The 26045-nt window shown below is 70.2% G+C and carries 23 protein-coding genes; 2 read left to right on the forward strand and 21 right to left on the reverse strand.

Features of this window, described 5'->3' with window-relative positions:
- Nucleotides 1-111 precede the first annotated feature (111 nt).
- Entirely contained in the window at nucleotides 112-2193 is a 2082-nt protein-coding gene (locus EF387_RS33895) for an alpha-galactosidase (protein WP_128379497.1), read from the reverse strand.
- Between the two features lie 234 nt (nucleotides 2194-2427).
- On the opposite strand from EF387_RS33895, the gene EF387_RS33900 reads away from it, so the two are divergent.
- A complete protein-coding gene (locus EF387_RS33900) occupies nucleotides 2428-3228 on the forward strand; it encodes a tyrosine-protein phosphatase (protein ID WP_128379434.1) in 801 nt (266 codons plus the stop codon).
- Nucleotides 3229-3294: 66 nt separating this feature from the next.
- Here the strand turns inward: EF387_RS33900 and EF387_RS33905 are convergent, their stop codons facing one another.
- From EF387_RS33905 to EF387_RS33995, 20 genes are all read right to left on the reverse strand, one after another.
- Nucleotides 3295-3414, reverse strand: a complete 120-nt coding sequence (locus tag EF387_RS33905; RefSeq protein ID WP_128379435.1) for a DUF6126 family protein — start codon at nucleotides 3412-3414, stop codon at nucleotides 3295-3297.
- A complete protein-coding gene (locus tag EF387_RS33910; protein ID WP_128379436.1) occupies nucleotides 3411-4049 on the reverse strand; it encodes a helix-turn-helix domain-containing protein in 639 nt (212 codons plus the stop codon). Before EF387_RS33910 ends, EF387_RS33905 begins: the two co-directional genes overlap by 4 nt.
- Before the next feature lie 68 nt (nucleotides 4050-4117).
- Complete coding sequence (locus EF387_RS33915; RefSeq protein WP_128379437.1) at nucleotides 4118-5542, reverse strand: aspartate aminotransferase family protein; 1425 nt, start codon at nucleotides 5540-5542, stop codon at nucleotides 4118-4120.
- On the reverse strand, nucleotides 5539-7485 hold the full coding sequence (gene dxs / locus EF387_RS33920; protein WP_128379438.1) for a 1-deoxy-D-xylulose-5-phosphate synthase: 1947 nt from the start codon (nucleotides 7483-7485) through the stop codon (nucleotides 5539-5541). Before dxs ends, EF387_RS33915 begins: the two co-directional genes overlap by 4 nt.
- A gap of 28 nt (nucleotides 7486-7513) precedes the next feature.
- Nucleotides 7514-8671, reverse strand: coding sequence for a flavodoxin-dependent (E)-4-hydroxy-3-methylbut-2-enyl-diphosphate synthase (gene ispG / locus EF387_RS33925; RefSeq protein ID WP_128379439.1), 1158 nt, complete (start codon nucleotides 8669-8671; stop codon nucleotides 7514-7516).
- Between the two features lie 4 nt (nucleotides 8672-8675).
- The gene (gene hpnH / locus EF387_RS33930; protein ID WP_128379440.1) at nucleotides 8676-9698 is read right to left on the reverse strand and encodes an adenosyl-hopene transferase HpnH; all 1023 of its coding nucleotides are present in this window, start codon (nucleotides 9696-9698) and stop codon (nucleotides 8676-8678) included.
- 5 nt (nucleotides 9699-9703) lie between these two features.
- Entirely contained in the window at nucleotides 9704-10348 is a 645-nt protein-coding gene (locus EF387_RS33935) for a phosphorylase family protein (protein ID WP_128379441.1), read from the reverse strand.
- On the reverse strand, nucleotides 10348-12354 hold the full coding sequence (gene shc / locus EF387_RS33940) for a squalene--hopene cyclase (protein WP_128379442.1): 2007 nt from the start codon (nucleotides 12352-12354) through the stop codon (nucleotides 10348-10350). Before shc ends, EF387_RS33935 begins: the two co-directional genes overlap by 1 nt.
- 151 nt (nucleotides 12355-12505) lie before the next feature.
- Nucleotides 12506-13642, reverse strand: coding sequence for a polyprenyl synthetase family protein (locus EF387_RS33945; RefSeq protein ID WP_128379443.1), 1137 nt, complete (start codon nucleotides 13640-13642; stop codon nucleotides 12506-12508).
- Nucleotides 13639-15090 carry a hydroxysqualene dehydroxylase HpnE gene (gene hpnE / locus EF387_RS33950; RefSeq protein ID WP_128379444.1) on the reverse strand — a complete coding sequence of 484 codons (1452 nt, stop codon included), beginning with the start codon at nucleotides 15088-15090 and terminating at the stop codon, nucleotides 13639-13641. Before hpnE ends, EF387_RS33945 begins: the two co-directional genes overlap by 4 nt.
- Nucleotides 15087-15233, reverse strand: a complete 147-nt coding sequence (locus tag EF387_RS50160; protein ID WP_420802633.1) for a DUF6380 family protein — start codon at nucleotides 15231-15233, stop codon at nucleotides 15087-15089. Before EF387_RS50160 ends, hpnE begins: the two co-directional genes overlap by 4 nt.
- Complete coding sequence (hpnD, locus tag EF387_RS33955) at nucleotides 15233-16183, reverse strand: presqualene diphosphate synthase HpnD (RefSeq protein WP_128379445.1); 951 nt, start codon at nucleotides 16181-16183, stop codon at nucleotides 15233-15235. The genes EF387_RS50160 and hpnD overlap by 1 nt, the downstream gene beginning before the upstream one ends.
- On the reverse strand, nucleotides 16180-17088 hold the full coding sequence (hpnC, locus tag EF387_RS33960; RefSeq protein WP_128379446.1) for a squalene synthase HpnC: 909 nt from the start codon (nucleotides 17086-17088) through the stop codon (nucleotides 16180-16182). The genes hpnD and hpnC overlap by 4 nt, the downstream gene beginning before the upstream one ends.
- 388 nt (nucleotides 17089-17476) lie before the next feature.
- Complete coding sequence (locus EF387_RS33965; RefSeq protein ID WP_162467228.1) at nucleotides 17477-18277, reverse strand: ABC transporter ATP-binding protein; 801 nt, start codon at nucleotides 18275-18277, stop codon at nucleotides 17477-17479.
- Nucleotides 18278-18302: 25 nt separating this feature from the next.
- Nucleotides 18303-19232 (reverse strand): ABC transporter permease, encoded by a 930-nt coding sequence (locus EF387_RS33970; RefSeq protein ID WP_128379447.1) that lies wholly within the window; start codon nucleotides 19230-19232, stop codon nucleotides 18303-18305.
- A gap of 100 nt (nucleotides 19233-19332) precedes the next feature.
- The gene (locus tag EF387_RS33975; RefSeq protein WP_128379499.1) at nucleotides 19333-20205 is read right to left on the reverse strand and encodes a glycosyltransferase family 2 protein; all 873 of its coding nucleotides are present in this window, start codon (nucleotides 20203-20205) and stop codon (nucleotides 19333-19335) included.
- Nucleotides 20206-20216: 11 nt separating this feature from the next.
- Nucleotides 20217-20996, reverse strand: a complete 780-nt coding sequence (locus EF387_RS33980) for a CDP-alcohol phosphatidyltransferase family protein (protein WP_128379448.1) — start codon at nucleotides 20994-20996, stop codon at nucleotides 20217-20219.
- Entirely contained in the window at nucleotides 20974-22038 is a 1065-nt protein-coding gene (locus EF387_RS33985; protein ID WP_128379449.1) for an iron-containing alcohol dehydrogenase family protein, read from the reverse strand. Before EF387_RS33985 ends, EF387_RS33980 begins: the two co-directional genes overlap by 23 nt.
- On the reverse strand, nucleotides 22026-22778 hold the full coding sequence (locus EF387_RS33990; RefSeq protein ID WP_128379450.1) for a phosphocholine cytidylyltransferase family protein: 753 nt from the start codon (nucleotides 22776-22778) through the stop codon (nucleotides 22026-22028). The genes EF387_RS33985 and EF387_RS33990 overlap by 13 nt, the downstream gene beginning before the upstream one ends.
- Nucleotides 22775-24685, reverse strand: a complete 1911-nt coding sequence (locus EF387_RS33995) for a DUF5941 domain-containing protein (protein ID WP_128379451.1) — start codon at nucleotides 24683-24685, stop codon at nucleotides 22775-22777. The genes EF387_RS33990 and EF387_RS33995 overlap by 4 nt, the downstream gene beginning before the upstream one ends.
- Nucleotides 24686-24992: 307 nt before the next feature.
- On the opposite strand from EF387_RS33995, the gene galE reads away from it, so the two are divergent.
- On the forward strand, nucleotides 24993-25967 hold the full coding sequence (gene galE, locus EF387_RS34000) for a UDP-glucose 4-epimerase GalE (protein ID WP_128379452.1): 975 nt from the start codon (nucleotides 24993-24995) through the stop codon (nucleotides 25965-25967).
- The last annotated feature ends 78 nt before the right edge of the window (nucleotides 25968-26045 follow it).

The raw sequence follows: 26045 nt of genomic DNA on the forward strand, positions 1-26045 counted from the left end.
TGACGCTGCTCACGCGCGGTCGGCCGATGAGCTTTTACTCCAGGGCCAGTTGGGGCGAATTAAACCGAAACACCCTTAAGCCTTACCGTGCTACGAATTAGGACAGATCGATCAGATCCGGCGCAGTCGCAGCACGGTCGCGTCGAGGTCGCCGCGCAGTCCGGTGTGCAGCCCGTGGTGCTCCAGCACCGCCCCCCGGTGCACTTCACCCGTCTCCACGTTCCGGTACGCCGCCCCCCGGTCGAGGCCGCGCAGGCGCACCGGCGCCACCGGCTCACCGAACCGCTGGGCCTGGAGCCACGCGAGGACCACGGTCTCGTCGCCGTAGGTGTACTGGACCGCGCTCAGCCCGCCCTCCGGCGCCCGCAAGCGGTACAGGTCCCCGCGCTGCACGACGGGGCGTATCTCCTTGTAGAGCGTGACCCACTCGTGCGCCTCGGCCAGTTCCTCGTCCGTCCACTCGGTGAGGTCGCCGCCGATTCCGAGCACCCCGGCCATGGCGCTCACAAAGCGGAACCTGAGGGAACTGACCCGCCCGTTGAGCTGGGTGTTGGGGCTGTCGGTGACCCACGCGGCCATGACCCGCGCCGGATGGAGCTGACTGAAGCCGTGCTGGATGGAGAGCCGGTCCAGCGGATCGGTGTTGTCCGAGGTCCACACCTGGTCCGTGCGGCCGAGGATCCCGAGGTCGATCCGGCCCCCGCCGCCGGAGCAGGATTCGAAGGCGACGTGCGGATGGGCGGCCCGCAGCCGGTCCAGCAGGGCGTACAGGGCATGGACGTGGTCGACCCACAGGCGTTGCGGATACGCCTCCCCCGGCCAGCCGGCGTCGGTGAAGCAGCGGTTGAAGTCCCACTTCACATAGTCGATCGGGGCGCTGGAGAGCAGATTGTCGAGTTGCTCCCACAGATACTGCTGGACATCGTCACGTGCCAGGTTGAGCACAAGCTGATTGCGGAATTCCGTCCGCTTTCGTCCCGGTTGATACTGAATCCAATCGGGATGGGCGCGATACAACTCACTGTCCGGATTGACCATTTCCGGCTCGACCCAGATCCCGAACTGCATGCCCAGCGCGTGCACGTCGTCGGCCAGCGGCTTGAGCCCGGCCGGGAAGCGGTCCGGGTTGGGCGTCCAGTCGCCGAGCCCGGAACGGTCGCTGGTGCGGGTGCCGAACCAGCCGTCGTCCACCACGAAGAGTTCGACGCCCATCGCCGCGGCCCGCCGCGCCAGCGCACGCTGCTGATCCTCGGAGATGTCAAAGGTGGTGGCTTCCCAGGAGTTGAAGAGCACGGGACGGTCCTGCTCCGCGCCGGGGATCACATACGCGCGCTGGTAGGCGTGCCAGGCCCGGCTGGCGCCGCCGAAGCCGCCGTCGCTCCACAGTCCCGCGAAGACCGGTGTGGTGAAGGACTCACCGGGCTCCAGCCGCAGCAGGCCCGAGTCGTCGTACCCGGCGCCTCCGGTGATCTGCACCCGGCCGTCGGGGAGTTGGGCCACGCTGATGCGCCACGAGCCCGACCAGCCGAGCGCGCAGCCGTACACCTCCCCGCGCTCCTCGGTGGCACCTTCGGCGTCCAGCGCGACCCAGGGCAAATGCTGGTGCCCGGTGTGGCCGCGCCGACTGCCGATGATCTTCTCGCCGTAGGTCAGGTCCGTGCGCACCAGTTGGGACTCGGCCGCCCACCGGCCGTGCAGCTGGGACAGCCGCCAGCCGTCGCGCTCGGGCAGCGTCCAGGTCGCGGAGTCCGCGCGCAGCAGCTCCAGCGACCGGTCTCCCTGGTTGCCGAGGGTCACCCAGCGCTCGACGACGTCCGTGGCGGGCCGCATCCGGTAGTGCAGGGTGATGGCGAGTCCGGCGTCGGTGAACCGCAGCCGCAGTTCCTCCCCGTCCGTCTCGTACTCCTCGAACCGCCACTCGGTGCCGCGCCGCTCCTGAGTACGCACCGACAGCGCGGGCCGCACGAAGCGGGGGCCGCCCTCGACCGGGTACTCCTCGCGTCCGTCCAGCTCGGACTCGAAGGGCCAGTACTGCGGCTCGGGCCGGGCGGCGAGCGCCTCGGCGTCGGCGAGCGTGACGCGCGGACCCCAGTGCAGCTGGAGCAGCTCGTCGCGCTCGGTCAGTCGCAGGGCGTAACCGCTGGTGGGACCGGTCAGCAACCAGGTCCGACCGTCCTTGCCGATGTCCACCATCACGCCCCCACAGAGTCGAACAGCCACGCCCAAGCCCCAACATCATCAAGGTCCACAGGCCTCCTCCGCAACGCCTGTGGACAACAAGCCGAAGCAGCGCCGACGGTCTGTGGACAACCTCGAGGCCCGGCTACCGGCCGCCTGTGGACAAGTCGTTGGCCCGTGAAGCCGTGTCGTATCGTCGGATTCGCGCCCGCCGACAACAGCGTCCGCGGCCGAGTGGGAGGAGTGCCCGTGACGGAGCAGGTCCCGTCGACCGAGCCCGAGCTGTCCGGGGTGCGAAACTTCCGTGACGTGGGCGGTCTGCCGACCGAGGACGGCCGGCGGGTCGGACACGGACGGCTGTTCCGCAGCGGCCATCTCGCCCATGCGACGGACAGCGACGCGAAGTTCCTCGCCTCGCTCGGCCTGCACACGATCTTCGATTTCCGCAACGCGGCGGACATCAAGCTCGAAGGGCCGGACGTCGAGCTGCCCGGCGTGCGCAATCTGAACCTTCCGCTGACGGACCCGGCGCACGGCGCGGAGTTCTGGACGATGGTCCGGGACGGCGATCTGGACCAACTGCGCCGCCTGCTGGCCGACGGCAAGGCGGCCAACCGGATGATCGGCTCGTACCGCAAGATCATCACGGAGCGCACCGCGGAGCATGCGCAGGTACTCAGGGAGCTGACCGAGGACAGTGTGCCCGCACTGATGCACTGCGCGGCCGGCAAGGACCGGGCGGGCCTGTCGATAGCGATCACGCTGCTCGCCGTGGGCGTGGAGCGCGACGCGATTCTGGCCGACTACCTGGAGTCGGCGGCCCTGCACCGCCGCTACCGGGTCCGCCGCAACGGCAGCGCGGCCAAGGCGTACAGCCCCGAGGTGATGGAACTCCTCGACCCGCTCTTCGACGCCCGCGCGGAGTACCTCTCGGCGGCCTTCGACACCATCGAGGAGACCTGGGGCGGCGTCGACACCTATCTGGAGCGGGGCCTGGGGCTCACGCCGGAGGCACGGGAGACGCTGCGCGATCGGCTTCTCGAGGGCTGACCCCCTACTCCCCCTATTTGCCCTGCTTGCCCTACTCCCCTACTTGTCCTGCTGCACCCTCTTTGCCTACTTGGCACCCGCCTCGAACAGGAAGTAGATGAAGGCCGCGAAGACGTGGCCCACCGCGATGTAGATGATCAGCCGCACCCACAGGGCGCGCGGGAACTTCTCTTCCATGTCGCTCATGACGGCTCTCCTGTGGTCGGGTGCCCGGTGACCGGGCCCAGGCAGAGCGCGGTGGCGGGGCTCTGCAGCAAGGTGTGGACGAACAGCAGATCGGCGCCGTCCTGGTCGGCGGCGGCGATGCGGTGCGGGGTCAGCGAGTCGAAGTGCGCGCTGTCTCCCGGCGCGAGGAGGTGCGTGGTGTCGCCGAGGCGCAGCCGCAGCCGGCCCTTCAGGACGTGCAGCCACTCCTCCCCGGGATGGACGCGCACGATGTCGCCCTGGGCGCCGTACGGCACGTGCACCCGCAGCGCCTGCATGCCGCGGCCCTGCGCTCCGGCCTGCCAGTAGGTCCAGCCGCCGGCCCGGGTCGGTTCCATGTCCGCGGCACGGACGATCGCGTCCCGGTCGGCGACCGTCTCGCCGAGCAGTTCCGAGACCGTCGTACCGTAGGTGCGAGCGAGCGCGAGCAGCATCGGCAGGGAGGGCTGGCGCTGTCCCGTCTCCAGCCGGGAGAGGTGTGCGGGTGAGAGCGCGGCTGCTCGGGCCGCGGCCTCCAGGGTGAGACCGACTCGGCGGCGCAGTTCGCGCAGGCGAGGGGCAACGGCGGAAACCTCGGCGGAGGGCTCTCCGGCCGCCGCCGGCTCACTGGGGCTCATGCCTCGATTCAGCCAGAGCCTTACCTGAGAGGCAAATTCCTTGCCTCAGAGGCAAAACGCCAAAACGCCTACCGATTCGCCACCGCCTGCCTCACCAGCGTCTTGCCGAAGTCCCACATCAGCCCGCCCTCATGCGCGTCGTCCATCACCGCGGTGAACGCCGCCACGAAACGGTCCACGTCCTGATCGTCGATGATCAGGGGCGGAATGAGTTTGATCACTTCGAGATGGTCGCCGGAGACCTGCGTGAGGATCCGGTGCCGTTGCAGCAGCGGTACGACGACCATCTGTGCGAAGAGGCCCTTGCGGGCCGCCTGCAGCATGGTCCAGCGGCTCCGCAGCTTCAGCGACTTCGGCTTGCCGAACTCGATGCCGATCATCAGGCCCCGGCCGCGGACGTCACTCAGCAGCTCGTACTTGTCGATCAGTGCCGAGAGCCCGGACTTCAGCCGCTCGCCCGTGGCCCGGACGCCGGCGACGATCTGTTCGTTCTCCATGACCGACAGCACGGCGAGCCCGGCCGCCATCGCCTGGGCGTTCGAGCCGAAGCTCGCCGAGTGGACCAGAACCCGGTCCATGGACGAGTAGACCTTCTTGAAGATCCATTCCTTGCCGAGCGTCGCGCCCACCGGGACATAGCCGCCCGACAGCGCCTTCGCCACGCACACCAGGTCCGGTTCCACCCCGTCCTCGTGCTGGTAGGCGTAGAAGTCGCCGGTGCGGCCGAGTCCGGTCTGCACCTCGTCCGCGATCAGCAGTGCCTTGTGCCGGTGCAGCAGTTCCTGCGCCGCGCGCAGATATCCGGGCGGCGCCTCGTGCACGCCCTTGCCCTGGATGGGCTCCACGATCAGGGCGGCCACATCGCCCTTCCTCACCTCCCGTGCGAGAGCGTCGAGATCACCGAGCGTAACGGCGGTGTCGGGCAGCAGCGGCGCGAAGCCGTCCCGGAAGCCGGTCTCGCCGTTCACGGAGAGCGAGCCCGTCGTCAGGCCGTGGAAGGCGTGCGCGCAGTACAGGATCCGCGGTCTGCCCGTGGCGTACCGGGCGAACTTCAGCGCCGTCTCGACCGCCTCGGTACCGCTGTTGCCGAAGAACACCCGGTCCAGGTGCGGGCTGTGGGTCAGCAGTTTCTCGGCCAGCAGTCCGGGCAGCGGCTGGCAGTCGAAACGGGTGAGGTCGGCGAGCGAGGCGTCGAGGACGTCGTGCAGTGCCTGGCGGACGACGGGGTGGTGGCGGCCCAGCCCCATCACCCCGAACCCGGCGAGCATGTCCAGGTGGTCGTTGCCGTCCGCGTCCCAGAAGTGCGCGCCCTCGGCCCGCTCGTAGACCTTGTCGAAGCCGATGGTGTGCAGCATCCGCGGGAGCTGGTGGTTGAGGTACTTGGTGTGCAGCTCATAGCGCTCGGCTCCGCGCTCGGCCAGCAGCGCGCGGAGGTCGAACCCCTCGGCGGGGGACGAGGAAGCGGACTGGGGCGACGGTTCCGCGGTGGTCATTCCTTTTTCTCCCTGGATTTCACCTTGGGTTTCGCCTTGGACCGGTCGTCGGACTGTTCCTTGGACCGCTCGTCCTTGGCGGCCAGGCACGCGCTGACGCGCCCGGCGATCTCGACGGGCGTCAGGCCTATGTCGGCGAGCACCTCCCCGCGTTTGGCGTGCGGGAGGAACTGCTCCGGAATACCGAACCGGCGCACGGGCACGTCGACGTCGGCGTCCCCGAGGGCCAGCTCGACCGCCGAACCGACCCCTGCGGACCGGCTGTTGTCCTCGACCACCGCGACGAGCAGGTGCTCGGCGGCGAGCCCGGGCAGCGCGGCGTCGACGGGTTTGACCCAGCGGGGGTCGACGACCGTGCAGCCGATGCCGCGCGCCTCGAGCAGTTCGGCGGCTTGGAGGCAGACCGGGGCCATGACGCCGACGGCCACCAGCAGGGCCTGCGGGGTGCGCGGGTGGCGGTGCAGTACGTCCAGGCCGCCGACACGGTCCACCGCCGGAACCGGCTCCCCCACCGACTCCTTCGGGAAGCGGATCAGGGTGGGCGCGTCGTCGACCGCGACCGCCTCCCGCAGCTGCGCCTTCAGCTGGTCGGCGTCGCGCGGTGCGGCGATCCTGAGGCCGGGTACGACCTGGAGTATCGACATGTCCCACATGCCGTTGTGCGAGGGCCCGTCCACCCCGGTGACACCGGCCCGGTCCAGTACGAACGTGACCCCGCAGCGGTGCAGGGCGACGTCCATCAGCAGCTGGTCGAAGGCCCGGTTGAGGAAGGTCGCGTACACGGCGACGACGGGGTGGAGGCCGCCGGTGGCCAGGCCTGCTGCGGACACCGCCGCGTGCTGTTCGGCGATCCCCACGTCCCACACCCGGTCGGGGAACCGCTCGGCGAACCTGCCGAGCCCGACCGGGTGCAGCATGGCGGCCGTGATCGCCACGACGTCCTCGCGCTCCTCGGCGATCGCGACGATCTCGTCGCCGAACACGGAGGTCCAGGAGGGGCGGGTGGCGGGCGCGAGCGGCTCGCAGGTGAGCGGGTCCATCACGCCGACGGTGTGGAAGTGGTCCTCCTCGTGGGCGAGCGCGGGTTCGTAACCGCGGCCCTTCTCCGTCAGGCAGTGGACGAGCACCGGTCCGTGGAAGCGTTTGGCGCGCCGCAGCGCGGACTCCACCGCGCCCACGTCGTGGCCGTCGATCGGGCCGACGTACTTGAGGCCCAGGTCCTCGAACATGCCCTGCGGTGCGAAGGCGTCCTTGAAGCCCTTCTTCGCGCCGTGCAGGGACTCGTACAGGGTGGTCCCGACGACCGGGGTGCGCAGCAGGACGTCCTTGCCCCAGGCCAGGACCTTCTCGTAGCTGTCGGTCGTGCGCAGGGTGGCGAGGTGGTTGGCGAGGCCGCCGATGGTAGGTGCGTAGGAGCGCTCGTTGTCGTTGACGACGATGATCAGCGGGCGGCCCTTGGCCGCGGCGATGTTGTTGAGCGCCTCCCACGCCATGCCGCCGGTGAGCGCGCCGTCGCCGATGACCGCGACGACGTGCCCCTTCTCGCCCTGCACCTGCCGGGCCTTGGCGAGACCGTCCGCCCAGCCGAGTGCGGTGGAGGCGTGACTGTTCTCGATGACGTCGTGCTCGGACTCCTCGCGCGACGGGTACCCGGACAGACCGCCCTTGCCGCGCAGCTTGGAAAAATCCTGACGGCCTGTCAGGAGCTTGTGCACATAGCTCTGGTGACCGGTGTCCCACAGGATGCGGTCGACGGGTGACTCGAAGACCCGGTGGAGTGCGACGGTCAGTTCCACCACCCCCAGGTTGGGCCCCAGGTGGCCGCCGGTGCGGGCGACCGCGTGGACCAGGAACTCGCGTATCTCCTCGGACAGTTCACCGAGCTCCGCCTCGGACAGCGCCTTCAGGTCGCGTGGTCCCCGGATACTCTCCAGAATCGTCACGCTCGGGCCCCCTCTCGTTCCGTGCTGTTCAGCTCACGGTGACGGCCGGCTCCCCCGGCCCGACGCCGTCGTTCTGCATCTGTTCGGCGATCTTCATGGCCTCTTCGATGAGGGTCTCGACGATCTTCGATTCAGCGACGGTCTTGATGACCTCGCCCTTCACGAAGATCTGCCCCTTGCCGTTGCCGGAGGCGACCCCCAGGTCCGCCTCCCGCGCCTCCCCCGGCCCGTTGACGACACAGCCCATGACCGCGACGCGCAGTGGCACTTCCATGCCTTCGAGGCCGGCCGTGACCTCGTCGGCCAGCTTGTAGACGTCGACCTGGGCCCGTCCGCAGGAGGGACAGGAGACGATCTCCAGTCGGCGCTGCCGCAGACCGAGGGCCTGGAGGATCTGGATGCCGACCTTGACCTCCTCCACTGGAGGCGCGGACAGCGAGACGCGGATGGTGTCGCCGATGCCCTCGGCGAGCAGCGCCCCGAAGGCGACGGCGGACTTGATGGTGCCCTGGAACGCCGGTCCGGCCTCGGTGACACCGAGGTGCAGCGGGTAGTCGCACTGCGCCGCCAGCTGCCGGTACGCCTCGATCATCACCACCGGGTCGTTGTGCTTGACCGAGATCTTGATGTCCCGGAAGCCGTGTTCCTCGAAGAGGGACGCCTCCCACAGCGCCGACTCGACGAGTGCCTCGGGCGTCGCCTTCCCGTACTTCTTCAGCAGCCGCTTGTCGAGCGAGCCGGCGTTCACCCCGATACGGATCGGGGTGCCCGCGTCGGAGGCGGCGCGCGCGATCTCCTTGACCTTGTCGTCGAACTGCTTGATGTTGCCGGGGTTCACCCGGACGGCAGCGCAGCCCGCGTCGATGGCCGCGAAGACGTACTTGGGCTGGAAGTGGATGTCCGCGATGACCGGGATCTGTGACTTGCGCGCGATCGTGGCGAGCGCGTCCGCGTCGTCCTGCGTGGGGCAGGCGACCCGGACGATCTGGCAGCCGGACGCGGTGAGTTCCGCGATCTGCTGCAGCGTCGCGCCGATGTCCGAGGTACGGGTCGTCGTCATCGACTGCACCGATACGGGTGCCCCGCCCCCGACGGGCACCGGCCCGACCTGGATCCGCCGCGACACGCGCCGCTCGGCGATCGGCCGCGCGGGCGCCTCGGGGACGCCCAGGGATACGGCGGTCATGACATCACCCGTTGTTTCCGGAGACGGTCTCGCGCATCGCCCGCAGGGACTCCTTGAGGGAGCCCATGGTGGCCAGCACGGCGGTCGGTTCGTAACCGCAGTGCGCCATGCAGTTGGCGCAGCGCGGGTCCTTGCCGCGGCCGTAGGCGTCCCAGTCGGTGTCCTCGATCAGTTCCCGGTATGTCGGGACGTACCCGTCGCTCATCAGGTAGCACGGCTTCTGCCAGCCGAAGAGCGAGTAGTTGGGGATCGCCCACGCGGTGCACGGGAAGTCGACCTTGCCCTCGAGGAAGTCGAGGAACAGCGGCGAGTGGTTGAGCCGCCAGCGGCGCCGGTTGCCGCCCGAGAAGGCCTTCTTGAACAGTTCCCGGGTCTGCTCGACGCCGAGGAAGTGCTCCTGGTCGGGCGCCTTCTCGTAGGCGTAGGCGGGCGAGATCATCATCTCGTCGACCTTCAGGTCGTCATTGAGGTAGTTGAGGACCTCGATGACGGTCTGCGGGGTGTCGGTGTTGAAGAAGGTCGAGTTGGTGGTGACCCGGAAGCCGCGCCGCTTGGCCTCCTTGATGGCCTCCACGGCCTCGTCGAACACGCCCTCCTTGGCCACGGACTCGTCGTGCCGCTCGCGCAGCCCGTCGATGTGCACCGCGAACGCGAAATACGGCGAGGGCCTGAACTGATCCATCTTCTTGCGCAGCAGCATGGCGTTGGTGCACAGGAAGACGTACTTCTTCCGAGCCACCAGCTGCCGCACGATCTCGTGGATCTGAGGGTGCATCAGGGGTTCGCCGCCCGCGATGGAGACCATCGGCGCACCGGACTCCAGCACCGCCCCCACCGCCTGCGCCACCGGCATGCGCTGCTTCAGCACTCCCGCCGGGTGCTGGATCTTGCCGCATCCCTCACACTTCAGATTGCACGCGAACAACGGTTCGAGTTCAACGATGAGCGGAAACTTGTCCCGCCGGCGCAGCTTCTGTTCGAAGAGATACGTCGCCACCTTGATGGACTGGCGCAGCGGCATGGCCATCTGGCTCACCTCCGGGGGAGCAGCAAAGAACGGTGCCAATCGAAGAAAGCGGGAAGGGCGGAACGAAGGACACGGAAAGCAGATATTCCACCGCGCACCGTGCCGATACGGACCAGTTCATGTTCTGGAGCGTCCACGATCACCCGCACGGCCGCAACCGGGCGCGGACCCGACCGGACGGCGCTGTGGAGCGTGGCGGCTGACTCCATGTCGGTCGCGATCGCGCCGGTCGCGAGCAGTTCCGCGCGTTCGGCCCCACGCACGATGTGGTCGGAGCCGATGAGCGGACCGACGTGGACGGTGCGCCTGGGCACCGCCCGGGTCAGTGCCTCGGCCAGGACGTCGGTGCCGTCGCACGGCGTGCTCCCGCGCGGGTCCCGGGCCTCCTCCGCGACGACGAGGTCACCGGGGCGCATCCCGGGGGCGAGCCCGGCGCAGAAGCCGGTGGCCATCACGGCCGCCTGACGCAGCTCCGGGACGCCGAGCCCACGGGTGACCGCTTGCTCGGCCGCCTTGGGCCCCATGCCGGTCCGCAGCAGGGTGACCGGCCCGCCGGCCCCGTCGGCGCGGCCACCGGTACGCAGGGCGAGGTGCTCGATGCCCAGCGCACAGGCGATCAGCAGCGGGGCCGCGGCGGGCGGGGCGGTCATCAATGCCTCTTGAAGAGGGCAGGTTCGCCGTTGACGTACCGGCCCAGCGCGGTGAGCGGGAACACCTGTCGGTAGAGGTGGTAGTTGATCGAGAAGTCCCACGGGAAGCCCGTACCGGTGAAGTACGGCTCGTCCCAGGAACCGTCCTCCCGCTGGGTGCGGGCCAGCCAGGTGATACCGCGCTCGACGGACTTGGCGTCGCCCTCGTCCGCCGCGAGGAGCGCGAGCAGCGCCCATGCCGTCTGGGAGGCCGTGGAGGCGCCCCGGCCGCTCCACTCGCCGGCGTAGCGGTAGGAGCGCAGATCCTCGCCCCAGCCGCCGTCGTCGTTCTGCACACGCTCCAGCCAGGCCACCGCCCGGCGGATCGCGGGGTGCGCGGCCGGGAGTCCGGCGGCGACCAGTGCGGGGACCACCGACCCGGTTCCGTAGACGTAGTTGACGCCCCAGCGGCCGAACCAGCAGCCGTCCGGCTCCTGTTCGGCCAGCAGCCATTCGATGCCCCGCCGGGTGCGCGGGTCGTGGGCCAGCCCCTCGACGGCGAGCATCTCCACGACATGCGCGGTGACATCGGCGGACGGCGGGTCGATCACCTCCCCGAAGTCGCAGAACGGCAGCCGGTTGGGGAACGGGCTGGTGTTGTCGACGTCGAAGGCGCCCCAGGCGCCGTTCTTCGACTGCATGCCGAGGTTCCAGCGCACCCCGCGCCCGACCGCGTGGTCCACCCGCCGTGGGTCGTGGTGCTTGACACGGCGCAGCGCGAGGACGACCTCGGCGGTGTCGTCGATGTCGGGGTAGTTGTCGTTGTGGAACTCGAACGCCCAGCCACCCGGCGGCAGTTGTGGTCTGCGCACGCTCCAGTCGCCGGGCCGCACGATCTGTTCGCCGAGCATCCAGTCGGCGGCCTTCACCAGTTGCGGATGGTCCGCGGGCAGGCCCGCGTCGGCGAGCGCGATGGTGGCGAGGCAGGTGTCCCACACCGGGGACTGGCAGGCCTCGATCATCCGGGCGCCGTCCGCACGCCACACCGCGTACCGGTCGAGCGACGCCAGCCCCTCCCGCATCACCGGGTGCTCGAGGTCGTAGCCGAGCAGGTGCAGCGCGATCAGCGAGTACACCGCGGGCGGCTGGATGCCGCCCCAGCAGCCGTCGTTCTCCTGCCGCTCGATGATCCAGCGGGCGGCGCTGTTCATCGCCGCCTTGCGCAGCCGACGCGGCGCGACCCTGCGGTACAGGTGCAGCGCCTTGTCCAGGCGCTGGAAGACCCCGTCCCAACTCGTGGCCGGGGCAAGGGGCTTCACGGGGTTCGGGTCGTCCGGGTCGGTGTGCAGCTCGTCGAGCGGGAACGGTGCGGGGCGCACCGGGCGCTTCGCGGAGACGATGGTCAGCGGCACGATGGTCTGCCGGGCCCAGCATCCGAAGTCGTAGATGTTGAGCGGCACCCACGGCGGGAAGTAGATGAGCTCAGGCGGGAGTTCGGGCAGGTCCTCCCATTTCCACCAGCCGAACAGGGAGAGCCAGATCCGGGTGAAGACCCGCGCCGCGGCGATGCCGCCCTGTTCGCGGATCCACGCGGACGCCTTCGCCATGTGCGGCTCGTCCGGCGCGTCACCGGCGAGCCGCAGGGCGACGTACGCCTCGACGGTGGTGGAGAGTTCACCGGGTCCGCCGTGGAAGGTGACCCAGGTGCCGTCCTCGCGCTGCTCGCCGCGGATGAACAGGGCGGCGGCGCGGGTGGTCTTCTCGTCGCGGATCCCCAGGAACTGACGGAGCAGCAGGTCCTCGGCGTCCATGGTGACGTTGGTCTCCAGGTCGCCCTTCCACCAGCCCTGGGCATCCTGCCGCGCGAGCAGGAAGTCGGTGGCGCGCTGTATCGCGCGCGCGGCGGCGTCTCGGGTCTCGACCGTCCCCGCCGCCCGGGGAGTCGGATCGGTGTTCTCACTCGGTTCGCTGGCCGAGGCAGCGCGGGGCGGCAGTGCCCCGGTGCTTCCGTCGGTCGTCGCTGTCATGGCTTCCCCTTCGTGCAGTGGCATGTCATCTGCTGTGGGTCCGCCGTCGGCCGGTGCCGTTCCACCGTGGGGGTAGCCCCTGCTCGAACGGAGTCGAGAGCTGGGGAAGCACCGGCCGGCGACTAAGCGAGGTTCGTCCGCCCGATGAAGGTCATCTCTTTCGTACGACGACGAAGTCGGCGAGTGCCACGAACCGTTCTCTGACCTGGGCCGGCATGGGAACGGCGTCCAGTGCCCCGAGAGCGATCGTGTGCTGACGACGGGCCTCCTGAGCGGTCCACTCGCGGCCGCCCGCCTCCTCGATGAGCGCCGCCCGGGCGGCGAACTCCGCTTCGGAGAAGTTCTCGAAGTCGCTGGCCTTGGCGTCCGCGGCGAGCAGTTCGCCGAGCCGCTCGGAGGCGGTTCCGCCCGCCGCGAGCGCGGCCACCACCGGCAGCGACTTCTTGCGCTGGCGCAGATCGCTCCAGGTCTGCTTGCCGGTGGCCACCGGGTCGCCCCAGATGCCCAGCAGGTCGTCCACGGCCTGGAAGGCGAGGCCGAGGTGGTAGCCGTACTTCTCCAGGGTGTCCGCGGTGTGGTCTTCGGCGCCGCCGAGCACCGCGCCGATGGAGGAGGCGCAGGCGAGCAGGGCGCCCGTCTTGTTGCCCTCCATCTCCAGGCACTCCTCGACGCTGACCCGGTCGCGGTGCTCGTAGGAGATGTCCTGCGCCTGGCCGTCGATGAGGGCGCGGGTGGCGGTGGTCAGGCGCCGGGTGGCGCGGCCCGCCTCGACGGTGCCGAGCTCCAGCAGGATTTCGTTGGCCAGCGCGAAGAGGGCGTCGCCGACGAGGATGGCCTGCGCGGGGCCGTGCACCTTCCAGACGGTGTCGCGGTGGCGGCGCTGTTCGTCGCCGTCCATGAGGTCGTCGTGCAGGAGCGAGAAGTTGTGCACCAGTTCCACGGCGACCGCGCCGGGTACGCCCACCTCGGGGGCGCGGCCGGCGGCCTCGGCGGACAGCAGGGCGAGCGCGGGCCGCACGGCCTTGCCGCCGTCGCCCTCCGCGGGGTTGCCCTGGGCGTCGATCCAGCCGAAGTGATAGGCGGCGACGGTGTCCATGGGCGGCGCCAGACGGTCGATGGCGGCCCTAAGCACCGGGGTGGCCAGGGTCCGGCCGCGCTCCAGAAGCGCGGTCACGTCCACCGCGGTCTCTCGAGCGGCCGTCGAGGCCGGGGGCACAGTGGGCACTTTCTCTCCTCTTGTTGCGGTACCGGGAGTGCGGGGGCCCGATCCGGGCGCATCGATCCTCATGCCGCCTCCTCGAGAGCCTCGGAACCGGCGAAACCCTCGAAGGCTCCGCGGAGGTGGTCGCGGGACCGGCCGAGCGTGCTCAGCGCGGCGTCCGCCGCACCGACTCCGCTGCGGACCGCACTCTCCATGGTCGCGGGCCACCCGGTGGCGGTCCACGATCCGGCCAGGTAGAGGCCGGGTGCCTTGGTGCGCGCGCCGGGCCGCAGCCGCCCGACGCCGGGGGCGGGAGCGAACGTCGCCGTGCGCTCCCGGGTCACGAAGAAGTCCTTCACCCGCGCCCCGCGGGTGGCGGGCAGCAGCCTTTCCAGCTCGGGCAGATAGCGCTCGCGCAGTTCGGCGACGGGCTTGTCGATCTCGGCCCCCGCGGCCGACTGGGACAGGGCCAGGTACTGGCCGTCGCTCAGCCCGGAGGCCTCGGTGCGGTCGAAGACCCACTGCACGGGAGAGCCGAGCGCAGCGAAGAACGGGCGCCTGAGCACCGTGCGGTCGTAGACCACATGGACGTTGAGGATCGGTGCGGTGCCGATCTCGAGGAGCCGCTCGGGGGTGTCGAGGGCGCCCGCGGGCAGCAGGTCGTACGCCTCACGCTGCGGTACGGCGAGGACGACCGCGTCCGCGTCGACGCTCCCGCCGGGCAGTTGGACCGACCAACGCCCGTTGTCGTGGAGGGAGACGGAGGTGACGCGGGTACGGACTTCGGTGCGCACACCCGCGGAGTCGAGCGCCTTGCGGGCCATCCGGTCGTGCAGTTCGCCCAGGGGTACCCGGGCCCACCCGATGTCGGCCGCGCCCGGGTCGGAGAGCAGCCCCGTCTTGAACACCATCGCGGCGAGCCCGAGCGAGGCGTCGCCGGCCACCGCGTTGAGGGTGGCGACCCCGACGAGGTCCCACAGTGCCTCGACGGCACGCGCCGACTGACCGTGTGCGGCCAGCCAGCTGCCGAAGTCCTGTGTGTCGAGAGCCGGATCGTCGAGGTCGAGGGCCTGGAGCGCCAGTGCGGCACGCCCCACCTTGGCACGCTCGACGAGCGAGAGATGCGGATAGGTGGCGAGGCTTCGCCCGAGATGCAGGGGCACGGGCAGTCGGTCGCGCCGGAGTCTGCCGAGTCTGCGCCCGGGCCGGCCCGCGGCGTCGAGGACCGGCACGTCGAGACGATCCTGCAGCGGGGCGAGCGCGGCCGCGTCGATGCGGTCGAGGAACCACCGGTAGGCGGTGCAGCAGCGCAGGTACACATGCTGGCCGTTGTCGACGGTGAGCGTGCCGCGCTGGAAGGAGAAGGCGAGCCCGCCGAGCCTGGGCCGGCCTTCGAGCAGGGTGACGCGCACCCCGGCGTCGGCGAGCGCCAGCGCGGCGGTGACACCGGCGAGCCCCCCGCCGACGACCACGGCGGTGGCCCGTCCCGGATCGCCCGGTGCGTCCCCGTCCGGCTGTGTGGCGTCGGTGTTCATACGCCCTCCCCTGCGGCCTTGCCGAGGAGCGTGATCGATGCGCGGCAGGCCGTTGAAGTCAGGGACGCAGCCCGGGAGCGGAGGGTTGCGTGCCACTTTCCACCGAGGGGTTCACCTTGGAACGGATTGACCGATTCCTCCATCAGGCACGCCTCCTGACGACCCGCCGGGACACATGCCGGGCGTCGACGCCGGAGAGGCCACGCACGGCGACGTACGCCTTCTCGCGTCCGGGGAGCGAGACCCGGCCGCGCAACACCGCCTCGGGCTCGCGTTCGATGCGGTCGAGGAGCCGGCGGTAGATGCCGGCCATGGCCGCGACACAGGCGCCGCTGCGCCGGTCCAGCATGGGCAACAGCCGGTAGCCCTCGGCGAAAAGAGCGCGGGCCCGTCGCACTTCGAAGTGCACGAGGCCCGCGAAGTCGGAGCCCTCGGGTGGTTCCGGTCCTCCGAAACCGGCCGAGCAGCCGAATTTTGCGAGGTCGTCGGCGGGGAGATAGGTCCGCCCGCCCTGCGCGTCCTCACGGATGTCTCTGAGGATGTTGGTGAGTTGCAGGGCGATCCCCAGGGTGTCGGCGTACTCGGGGGCGCGTTCCGCGCCGCGCGCGCCCGGTTCGGTACCGAACACTCCGAGGGAGAGCCGGCCGATCGCGCCGGCCACGCACCGGCAGTACACCTTCAGGTCGTCCCAGGTCTCGTAGGCCTCGCCGCGCACGTCCATCAGGACGCCGTCGATGAGTTCGTCGAGCCCGTCGAGCGGGATGGGGAAGTGCGCGGCGGCGTGCGTCAGGGCGACCGCGACCGGGTCGGTGTCGTCCTCGTCGACCGAACGGGCGCGGACCCGGTCGAGCAGGGCCCGGGTGCTCTCGAGCCTGGCCGCCTTGACGTCCGCGTCGAGCGCGCCGTCACCGATGTCGTCGACGCGCCGCGAGAACGCGTAGAGCGCCGACATCGCGCGGCGCTTGGGCGTCGGCAGCAGCCTGATGCCGTACGCGAAGTTCCGTGCCTGCTGTCCGGTGACGGCCTCGCAATAGCTGTACGCGGCGAGTACCGGTGCGGACACGTGTGATGGAGAGTCCACGGTCCGGATCACCCCTCTCCTCGCAGAGTCACGCCCGCCTCGCGCAGCAATCGGAGCTTGCCGGGCTTGGGCGGGCCGGGAAGTACGTCGTATTCGGCGGCGGCGATCGCCTGGATCGCCGCCCTTCCCCCCGCCACGAACCCCGCAAGAAGCAGCCTCAGCCTGCCGTGGACGCTACCCACCAGGGGGGTGCCTTCATTCAGCAGGTCACGGGCGCGTTCTGCTTCGTATGCAACCAGCGCGCGCACCGATGCGCCTGCCGAGGAGGTGGCGAGATCCGCCTCTTGGACATGGAAGCGCTTCATGTCCGCGGCGGGCAGATAGATGCGGTCGCGGCCGAGGTCCTCGGCGACGTCCTGGAGGTGTTCGACGATCTGCAGCGCGGTACAGACGGCGTCGGAGCGGCGGACACGCTCGGGCGTCGAGGTGCCGGTGACGGCGAGGACCAGCCGGCCGACGGGGTTGGCGGACAGTTCGCAGTAGGCGAGCAGGTCGTCGTAGGTCTCGTACCGCCGCACCAGCTGGTCCTGACGGTTCGCCGCGATCAGGGCGAGGAAGGGCTCGGGGGTGAGGCCGGCGCGGCGGACGGTGGATCCCAGTCTGCGCAGCAGCGGGTGACGAGGTGTCGGACCGGCCGGCTCGAACACCCTGCGGAGGTCGGTTTCGAAGGCGTCCAGAAGGACCAGCCGGTCCTCGGCCTCGTGGGGGGCGACACCGAGGAGACGAGCGTCGGCGCCACCGGGTGCGAGATCGCCGTCACCGATGTCGTCGACGAGACGGGCGAAGCCGTAGACGGCCATGAGGTCGGCGCGCCACGCCCTGGGCAGGAAGAACGGCGCCACCGGAAAGTTCTCGTCCGCGGCCTTGCCGAGCGTGGCGCGCTCCGGGTCGCCGGCGCGCGTCCCGGCTCCCGTCACCGCTCGCTGCCCGGCGCGGGGACGGCTGAAGCGTCGGGGAGCTGGAGAGTATCCGTAGCCATTGCCGTCACGTCTCCCGTTCTACACTGCCGACCCAACACATCCCATTTCGGACACGCCGCCCGGGCGTCGGCGGCGCGCGGCCGCCGTCGGAGGGCCCGGCGACCTGGTACACCGTGTGCCGATGCGCGGATTATCGCCCCACTTGCCGTGAATCGGCACCGGTACAGCTTACGTTGTACAGCGCATGAGGGTTCGTCGAGGTGTCCTGGACATCACAACAACACACCGATTGGTCACAAGATTCCTGCGCCCGACCAGAGTTGGTCTTCCCTTTGCACACGCGGAGCCCCGCCGAACGGTTCCGGCGGGGCCCCGTCGCGGTGCTCTACCTGCCGGTGAACTTCTCGTACTCCTTGAGTACCTCCGCGGTGGGGCCGTCCATGCGCAGTTCCCCGCGCTCCAGCCACAGCACCCGGTCGCAGGTGTCCCGGATCGACTTGTTGTTGTGACTGACCAGGAACACCGTGCCGGCGTGCTTGCGCAGCTCGCGGATGCGGGCCTCGGAACGCTGCTGGAACGAGCGGTCGCCGGTGGCGAGCGCCTCGTCGATCATCAGGACGTCGTGGTCCTTGGCGGCGGCGATGGAGAAGCGGAGCCGGGCCGCCATGCCGGAGGAGTAGGTCCGCATCGGCAGGGTGATGAAGTCGCCCTTCTCGTTGATGCCGGAGAAGTCGACGATCTCCTGGTAGCGCTCCCTGATCTGCTCCCGGGACATGCCCATCGCGAGCCCGCCCAATATGACGTTGCGTTCGCCCGTCAGATCGTTCATCAGGGCCGCGTTCACACCGAGCAGTGAGGGCTGGCCGTCGGTGTAGACGTGGCCCTCCTCGGCGGGCAGCAGTCCGGCGATGGCGCGCAGCAGGGTGGACTTGCCGGAGCCGTTGGAGCCGATCAGGCCGATGGCCTCGCCGCGGTAGGCGACGAAGGAGACACCGCGCACCGCGTGCACCTTGCGCACCCCGCGTGCCGAGTCGTCGGAGCCTCGCCTGAGGATGCGACTGAGGGCGGCGGTGGCGCTGCCCTTGCCGGTCTTGGCGCCGTTGACGCGGTAGACGATGTGCAGGTCGTCCGCGATGACGGTGGGGATGCGGGAGCCGCCGTCCGCGGCGTCCGCCGTGTCCTCCACGTGCTTGGTGAGCCGGTCGTCCTGGTCAGCCACGGCCGTACCTCTCCTCCGCCTTCCAGAAGTAGACGAAGCCGCCGATCATCAGCAGCGCGGCCCAGCCGCCGGCCACCGCCCACACGTGCGGCGGCAGGTTCTCCGAGCCGTATCCGTCGATGAGTGCGAAGCGCATGAGGTCCATGTAGATCGCGGCCGGGTTCCACTGCAGGATGTCGGCGATCCACTTCGGGTGATCCGCCAGCATCACCGGGATCGAGAACATCACGCCGGACGCGTACATCCAGGTCCGCATCACGAACGGCATCAGCTGGGCGAGGTCCGGCGTCTTGGCGCCCATTCTGGCCATGATCAGCGCGAGGCCGGTGTTGAAGAGGAACTGCAGTACCAGCACCGGGAGGATCAGCACCCAGGACAGCTTCGGGTAGCTGCCGAAGGCGAGCGTCACCGCGAACAGCACGATCATCGAGAAGAGCAGCTGCTGGAGCTGCTGCAACGAGAACGAGATCGGCAGCGAGGCACGCGGGAAGTGCAGGGCGCGGACGAGGCCGAGATTGCTCGAGATCGCCCGGACCCCGGCCATCACCGAGCTCTGGGTGAATGTGAAGACGAACACACCCGTCACCAGGAACGGGATGTACACCTCGCGGGACATCCCGCGGTCCGCCTCCAGGATCAGGCCGAAGATCAGGAAGTACACGGCCGCGTTGAGCAGCGGAGTCGCCACCTGCCACAGCTGGCCGAGCTTGGCCTGGCTGTACTGGGCGGTGAGCTTGGCCTGGGAGAAGGCGAGGATGAAGTGCCGCCGTCCCCAGAGCTGACGGACGTACTCGACGAGTCCGGGCCGGGCACCGCTCACGGCGAGCCCGTACTTGGCGGCCAGTTCCGCCGCGGAGAGCCCGTCATCGGGGGACGGTCGGTCGCTCAACGCGACTCGGCCATCGTGCGTTGTCTCACTCACAAGTGGAAAGCTTTCGTCCTCAAAGTGCGCAGCCTGGTCGGGCGTAGGCGTCGAGCCAGGGACCGGGGTACGGACCCGATGCTCTCAGATACCGAGCTTGTCAGATGACCGGTGGTCGGCCCAGCCGGGTCAGCCGCCACACCGTACGCCACTTCATGGGCCGGCGTGGTCCGCAGGAGGTGGTCCAGCCCTCGCGGAAGCCTCCGAACCAGGCTCGCAGAGCCTGCCGCGAGGGCCGTCTGACCAGCGTCAGCAGCATCCAGGCGCCGAGGTAGACGGGCACCAGGAGCGCGGGCAGATTCCGGCGGGCGAGCCAGACACGGTTGCGCGCCACCATGCGGTGGAAGACCGCGTGCCGCGAGGGAGTGGTGGTGGGGTGGTACAGCACCATGTCGGCGCGGTAGTCGATCATCCAGCCGGCGTCCAGGGCCCGCCAGGCGAGATCCGTCTCCTCATGGGCGTAGAAGAACGCCTCGGGCAGTACGCCGACCTCGGCCAGGACCTCGGTGCGCACGGCGTTGGCGCCGCCCAGGAAGGTGGTGACCCGGGAGGAGCGCAGCGGGTCGGAGGCGTTCAGCCGGGGGACGTGGCGGCGCTGGGTGACACCGGTCTCGGGATCGGCGATGCGGAAGCTGATGATGCCGAGCCGCGGGTCGGCCTCGAAGGCCTGCCGGCACAGTTCCGCGGTGTCGTTGTTCGCGAGCAGACCGTCGTCGTCGAGGAAGAGCAGGATGTCGACGTCGCGGCCGCCGGGGCCGAAGGCCTCGATGCCGATGTTGCGGCCGCCGGGGATGCCGAGGTTCTCGGGCAGCTCGACGGTGCGGACGCCCTCGGGCAGCTCCGGTACCGGGGAGCCGTTGCCGACCACGACCACCTCGACCGGGTCGCCGTCCTGCTTGGCGACCGAGTCGAGGAGGGCGCGGAGCTCGGCGGGGCGGTTGCCCATGGTGATGATGACCGCCCCGACCTTCATGCCGGTCCCGGTCATTTGAGCCTGCTGGAGGCAAGGATCGAGACGAGGTGGAGCAGGGTCTGCAGGACCGCGATGCCGGCCAGCACGGCGACGCCGAGCCGCTCGAAGAACAGGTCGCCGCGGGTCTCGTCCACGATCGCCAGGACCAGGATCAGCAGGGACGCCTCGATGCCCAGGATGAGCCGGTGGAACTTCAGCGCCCCGGCGGCCTTGCGGGCCAGCGCCATACCGGACGAGCGCGGCTCGGACGCCGCCTCCTTCACGGGCGGCAGTCCGCCCTGGTGCCGGGCGACCCCGACGAGGTCGGTCTCGGCCTTGATGAGGACGGCGCCGAGGGCGGCGAGGGTGCCGAGGAACGCCCACAGCCAGTCGATCCGTCCCTCGCCCCACAGGTCGGCGGCGCGCAGACCGAAGCCGACCAGCACGGCGGCGTCGCAGAGGTAGGCGCCGACCCGGTCCAGGTAGACGCCACTGAGCGAGAACTGCTTCTTCCAGCGGGCGATCTCGCCGTCGACGCAGTCCAGCAGCAGGTACAGCTGGACCATCAGCACACCCAGCACGGCACCCGGGATCCCCGGCACCAGCAGCGCCGGGAGGGCGAGGACACCGAAGACGGTCATCAGATAGGTCAGCTGGTTGGGCGTGACCCGCGTGTTCACCAGGTACCGGTCCACGCGCAGCGACAGCTCTCGCATGTAGAGCCGGCCGCCCCAGTGCTCGCCGCTCCGCCGGTCCTTCACACCCGGAGGATGAACGACCGGGCGGAGTTCAGCTACCGATGGCCTTGGCATAGTCGGAGTAGGCGTCCTTGATCTCGTCGGTGGACAGGGCGAGGTGCTCGAGGATCGTGAAGCGGCCCGGCCGGGTCTGCGGCGCGTAGTCGACGGCCTTGACGAACTCGTCCACGCTGAAGCCGATCTCCTCCGGCAGCACCGGCAGGCCGTGCCTGCGCAGCACCTCCGCGAAGTAGCCGGACTGCTCGTGGGCACCGCGCAGGTACATGGCGAAGGCAGCGCCGAGGCCGACCTGCTCGCCGTGGCTCGCGGCCCGCTTGGGGAAGAGCAGGTCGAAGGCGTGGCTGATCTCGTGGCAGGCGCCGGAGGAGGGCCGGGTGTCGCCGCTGATCGACATGGCGATACCGGAGAGCACCAGGGCCTCCGCGAGCACCGTGAGGAACTCGTCGTCGCCCGCGCCGCCCGGGTGCCGCAGCACCGACTCGCCCGCGGTCCGCGCCATCGCCGCCGCGAGGCCGTCCACGGGCTCCCCGTGGATCTTGTGCGACAGCTCCCAGTCGGCGATGGCGGAGATGTTGGAGATGGCGTCGCCGACGCCGGAGCGGACGAAGCGGATCGGGGCCTCACGGATCACGTCGAGGTCGATGACCATCGCGATCGGCGTGGGCACTCCGTAGGAGCCGCGGCCGTTGTCGTTGTCCAGGATCGACACCGGCGAGCACAGTCCGTCGTGGGAGAGGTTGGTCGCCACGGCGACCATGGGCAGGCCGACCCGCGCCGCGGCGTACTTCGCCACGTCGATGATCTTGCCGCCGCCGAGGCCGACCACCGCGTCGTAGCGCTGCTTGCCCTTGATGTCGTCGGCCAGCTTCACCGCGGAGTCGATGGTGCCGTCGGAGACCGGGTACCAGTCGGCGCCGGGCAGCACCGGCGCGAGCCGCTCGCGCAGTGCCTGGCCCGAACCACTGCTTATGGCGATGGCCAGCTTGCCGGAGTTGGAGATCCGCTGGTCGGCCAGCAGGCCCGCCAGATCGTCCAGTGCTCCGGCGTTGATGTCGACGACGACGGGCGACGGGATGAGCCTCGTCAGTACTGGCACGCGATCTCACGCCCCTTGGCCAGGTCGTCGTGGTTGTCGATCTCGACCCACTTCACGTCGCCGATCGGCGCGACGTCGATGCGGAAGCCCCGGTTGACGAGCTCCTGGTAGCCGTGCTCGTAGAACTGCTGCGGGTCCGTCTCGAAGACGGTCTTCAGCGCGTCGGCGAGCTCGTCCGCCGCCTCGCCCTCGATGAGGGTGACGCCGATGTACTCGCCGGTGGCCTCGGCGGGGTCCATCAGCTTGGTGATCTTCGTCATGCCGCCGTCGGGGCCGACGACGACCTTCATCTCCTCGTCGGCGAGGGACTTCACCGTGTCGAGGGCGAGGATGATCTTCTTGCCGTCGCCGCGGGCGGCGAGCAGGGTCTTCTCCACGGAGACCGGGTGCACGGTGTCGCCGTTGGCGAGGATCACCGAGTGCTTGATGGCGTCACGGCCGCACCACAGGGAGTAGGCGTTGTTCCACTCCTCGGCCTTGTCGTTGTCGATGAGGGTGATCTTCAGGCCGTACTTCCGCTCGAGGGCCTCGCGGCGCTCGTAGACGGCCTCCTTGCGGTACCCGACGATGATCGCGACCTCGGTCAGACCGATCTCGGCGAAGTTGCCGAGGGTGAGGTCCAGGACCGTGAGGCTCTCCTCGTTCCCTTCGGGGCCGACCGGCACCAATGCCTTCGGCAGGGTGTCGGTGTAGGGGCGCAGACGCCGTCCGGCGCCGGCCGCCAGCACGAGGCCGATCATGCGGGTTCTCCTTCATCGTGTACGGCGGGTGCGCCGCGTCGGTGGGCGGTCACCCAGAAGCGGATGCTCTCGACGAGCACCACGAGTGCCACGGTCACGGCGAGAGCCGTGAGCGCGACCTTGAACTCAGTTCCGGTGAACAGTGCGGCCAGCACGGTGACCAACAGCGTCCGGCCTTCGTGCCCCCCGATCGCCCGCACCAGCCACGGCGGTGGCGCGCCGGCGTCGCCGCGGATGCGGTACACCGTGTCGTAGTGATGGTAGGCGACTGCGGCCACCAGCCCGAAAGCCGCTGGAAGGGCTCCGTTCACATCGGATTTGGCGGCGAGCAGCAGGACCGTGCCGTACTCCGCGAAGCGGAACAGCGGCGGAATCAGCCAGTCCAACGGGCCCTTCAAGGGCATCATCAGGACGCACCCGGCGAACACCACGTAGAGCGAGGCGCCGACGACCGCACGCGTCCCACCGAACGCCAACACCGCGACGGCCAGGCAGGCCACCCCGTAAACGGCGAGGAAGAGCGCGGTGTACTGGCGGACCCTCCCGCGTGGGTCGCGCGCCTTGGACACCAGCTCCGCGAGCGGCCCGGAGTCCGTGAGGGCGAGCAGCGCCCACGCCCCGCGGTCGCTGCGCGGCGCCTTGCGGTTCAGCGAGCGCAGCACCCGCCCCGCCGTCGTGTAAGTCGCCGCGAACGCGCAGCCGATCAGCAACGCGTAGAAGGTGATGCGTGGCGTGGTGACGGCCGTCAGGACGGCGATCATCGCCCAGCGTTCGCCGATGGGCAGCACGATCATGCGGCGTACCCACACCGTCCAGCCGACGCTGTCGAGCCGGTCCGAAAGTGCCGCGGTGGGGCTGGTGTTGGCGGTCGCGGCGGGATCCCCGGCGTTCGCCTCGTTGAAGGCGAAGTCGACGACGTGCCGACAGGTCTGCAGCACCATGGCGCCGAGCGCCAGCGCCCACACGTCGTCGCCGCCGCGGGCCGCTCCGAGCGCGAGGCCCGCGTAGTAGGCGTACTCCTTGGCCCGGTCGAAGGTGGCGTCGAGCCAGGCGCCGAGTGTGGAGTACTGCAGGGAGTAGCGGGCGAGCTGGCCGTCGGTGCAGTCGAGGACGAAGGAGAACAGCAGCAGCACGCCGGCCGCGACGAAACCGCCGCGGGTGCCGGTGGCCGCGCAGCCCGCGGCGATCAGGGCGGTGAGGAGCGAGGCGGTGGTGACCTGGTTGGGGGTCAGCCCGCGGCGGGCGCACCAGCGGGCCAGGTAGCGGGAGTAGGGGCTGATGAAGTGGGTGGTGAAGAAGCCGTCGCGGGACTTGACCGCGGTGCGCAGCCGTACGGCCTCGTCGTCCACGGCGGCGACGGCTCGCAGCGCCTCGTCGCGGGTCGGGGCGTCGGCCGGGACGGCGGCTACCAGGGTGCCGAGTTCGGGGCGGTGGACCGGGACGCCGTCGGCGGCGAGGGCGGTGGCCAGGCGCTCCGGCAGGCCATCGTCGTGCGTGCGGGCGGCGGTCTCCGCGCGGGCGGCCGGGGCGGAGCCCTCCGCCCCGGCGTTCCCGCCCGGAAGCCCGACGGGGCCGTCCGTGAGCACCGCGCCGTCGCCGAACGGTCCGGAGCCCTCGCGTGCCATGGCACGGGTCAGGGCCTGGCGGGCGGCGTGCTGGACCGAGACGGCTCCGGGCAGCGCCGCCACCGGGAAGCGGGGGTCGGTGAGCCCGAGCCGGAGCGCGTGCCGATGCCCCACGAAGCGGGCGTCGACGATGGCGACGCGCTCCTCGGAGGGCACCGCGGCGACGAGCGTCTCGGCCTCGTCGGCGTCGGAGGCGACCCGCACGTCGAAGCCCAGCGACCGCAGATCGTCCTCGATCGACGATCCGGGGGCCGGCTGGCCGGTGAGGATGGCGGTCGGCAGACGAACTCACTCCTTGGGTACCGGCGCGCATCCTTGCGCCGGGGACGTGCGTGATGGGGGCGCACCGGTCCGTGGGCGGCCGGGCGGCATGTCGGCAGAGGTTATCGGATGAAGAGAAGCGGACGTTCACCGCCCGTTCACGCACCGATCAACGGGGTCTGCCCGCGTCCGACCGACGCGATCATCATCGTGGATCGGGCTTCGCCCCACAAACCGCGACCCCAGACCGGGGCATTCACGACAGCGGTCCCGGTCGCCACGCCCGGGCCGGTCGTCGCGGTCACGGCCCCGCTTAGGGTGAACGTCCATGACGTGGCTGATAACAGGTGGGGCCGGATACATCGGTGCGCATGTGGCGCGCGCGATGTCCGCCGCGGGTGAGAGCGTGGTCGCGCTCGACGATCTCTCCGCCGGGGTGCCCGCGCGGCTGCCCTCGCACATCCCGCTCGTCCAGGGCACTTCACTCGACGGGGAACTGCTCAAGCGCACGTTCGCCGAGCACCGGGTGACCGGTGTGGTGCATCTCGCCGCCCGCAAGCAGGTCGGCGAGTCGGTGGCCCAGCCGACGCGCTACTACCAGGAGAACGTCGGGGGACTCGCGACGCTGCTCGACGCGGTCGCCGGAGCGGGCATCACCCGGTTCCTGTTCTCCTCCTCGGCGGCGGTGTACGGCAACCCGGATGTCGACCTCATCACCGAGGACACCCCCTGTGCCCCGATGAGCCCCTACGGCGAGACCAAGCTGGCCGGAGAATGGCTGGTGCGGGCCGCGGGGCGGGCACACGGAATCTCCACCGTCTGTCTGCGGTACTTCAACGTGGCCGGCGCGGCGGATGCCGAACTCGCCGACACCGGGATCTTCAACGTCGTCCCGATGGTCTTCGACCGCCTCACCCGCGGCGAGGCGCCGCGCATCTTCGGCGACGACTACCCGACGCCGGACGGGACGTGTGTCCGTGATTACATCCACGTCGCCGACCTCGCGGACGCGCACCTCGCCGCGGCCCGCCGGCTGTCGTCGGGCGCGCCCGGCGCGGCGGGCGATCTGACCGTGAACATCGGCCGGGGCGAGGGGGTGTCCGTTCGAGAGCTCGTCGCGCTCATCGCGAAGGTGACGGGCGACACCCGGCCGCCGGTCGTGGCACCCCGCCGCCCCGGCGACGCCCCCCGCGCGGTCGCGTCGGCCGAGCCGGCCGCCCGGGAACTGGGCTGGACGGCGCGGCGCGGGGTGCGGGACATGGTCGCGTCGGCGTGGCAGGGCTGGCTGCTTCACCAGGGCTGACCTGCTCATCGTTTCCGCAGGTCAGGCGATATGACAACGGTGTTCAGCGTCGCGTTGCACATACCCCCCACCCGTAGT

This window comes from Streptomyces cavernae, from assembly GCF_004023625.1.
Classification (GTDB): domain Bacteria; phylum Actinomycetota; class Actinomycetes; order Streptomycetales; family Streptomycetaceae; genus Streptomyces; species Streptomyces cavernae.

Coding starts and splice junctions, on each gene's coding strand:
- EF387_RS33895 (WP_128379497.1), bottom strand. CDS start 2,193: ATGGTGGACATCGGCAAGGACGGTCGGACCTGGTTGCTGACCGGTCCC.
- EF387_RS33905 (WP_128379435.1), bottom strand. CDS start 3,414: ATGAGCGACATGGAAGAGAAGTTCCCGCGCGCCCTGTGGGTGCGGCTG.
- EF387_RS33910 (WP_128379436.1), bottom strand. CDS start 4,049: ATGAGCCCCAGTGAGCCGGCGGCGGCCGGAGAGCCCTCCGCCGAGGTT.
- EF387_RS33915 (WP_128379437.1), bottom strand. CDS start 5,542: ATGACCACCGCGGAACCGTCGCCCCAGTCCGCTTCCTCGTCCCCCGCC.
- ispG (WP_128379439.1), bottom strand. CDS start 8,671: ATGACCGCCGTATCCCTGGGCGTCCCCGAGGCGCCCGCGCGGCCGATC.
- hpnH (WP_128379440.1), bottom strand. CDS start 9,698: ATGGCCATGCCGCTGCGCCAGTCCATCAAGGTGGCGACGTATCTCTTC.
- EF387_RS33935 (WP_128379441.1), bottom strand. CDS start 10,348: ATGACCGCCCCGCCCGCCGCGGCCCCGCTGCTGATCGCCTGTGCGCTG.
- shc (WP_128379442.1), bottom strand. CDS start 12,354: ATGACAGCGACGACCGACGGAAGCACCGGGGCACTGCCGCCCCGCGCT.
- EF387_RS33945 (WP_128379443.1), bottom strand. CDS start 13,642: ATGAGGATCGATGCGCCCGGATCGGGCCCCCGCACTCCCGGTACCGCA.
- hpnE (WP_128379444.1), bottom strand. CDS start 15,090: ATGAACACCGACGCCACACAGCCGGACGGGGACGCACCGGGCGATCCG.
- EF387_RS50160 (WP_420802633.1), bottom strand. CDS start 15,233: ATGGAGGAATCGGTCAATCCGTTCCAAGGTGAACCCCTCGGTGGAAAG.
- EF387_RS33975 (WP_128379499.1), bottom strand. CDS start 20,205: ATGAAGGTCGGGGCGGTCATCATCACCATGGGCAACCGCCCCGCCGAG.
- EF387_RS33980 (WP_128379448.1), bottom strand. CDS start 20,996: ATGCCAAGGCCATCGGTAGCTGAACTCCGCCCGGTCGTTCATCCTCCG.
- EF387_RS33990 (WP_128379450.1), bottom strand. CDS start 22,778: ATGATCGGCCTCGTGCTGGCGGCCGGCGCCGGACGGCGTCTGCGCCCC.
- galE (WP_128379452.1), top strand. CDS start 24,993: ATGACGTGGCTGATAACAGGTGGGGCCGGATACATCGGTGCGCATGTG.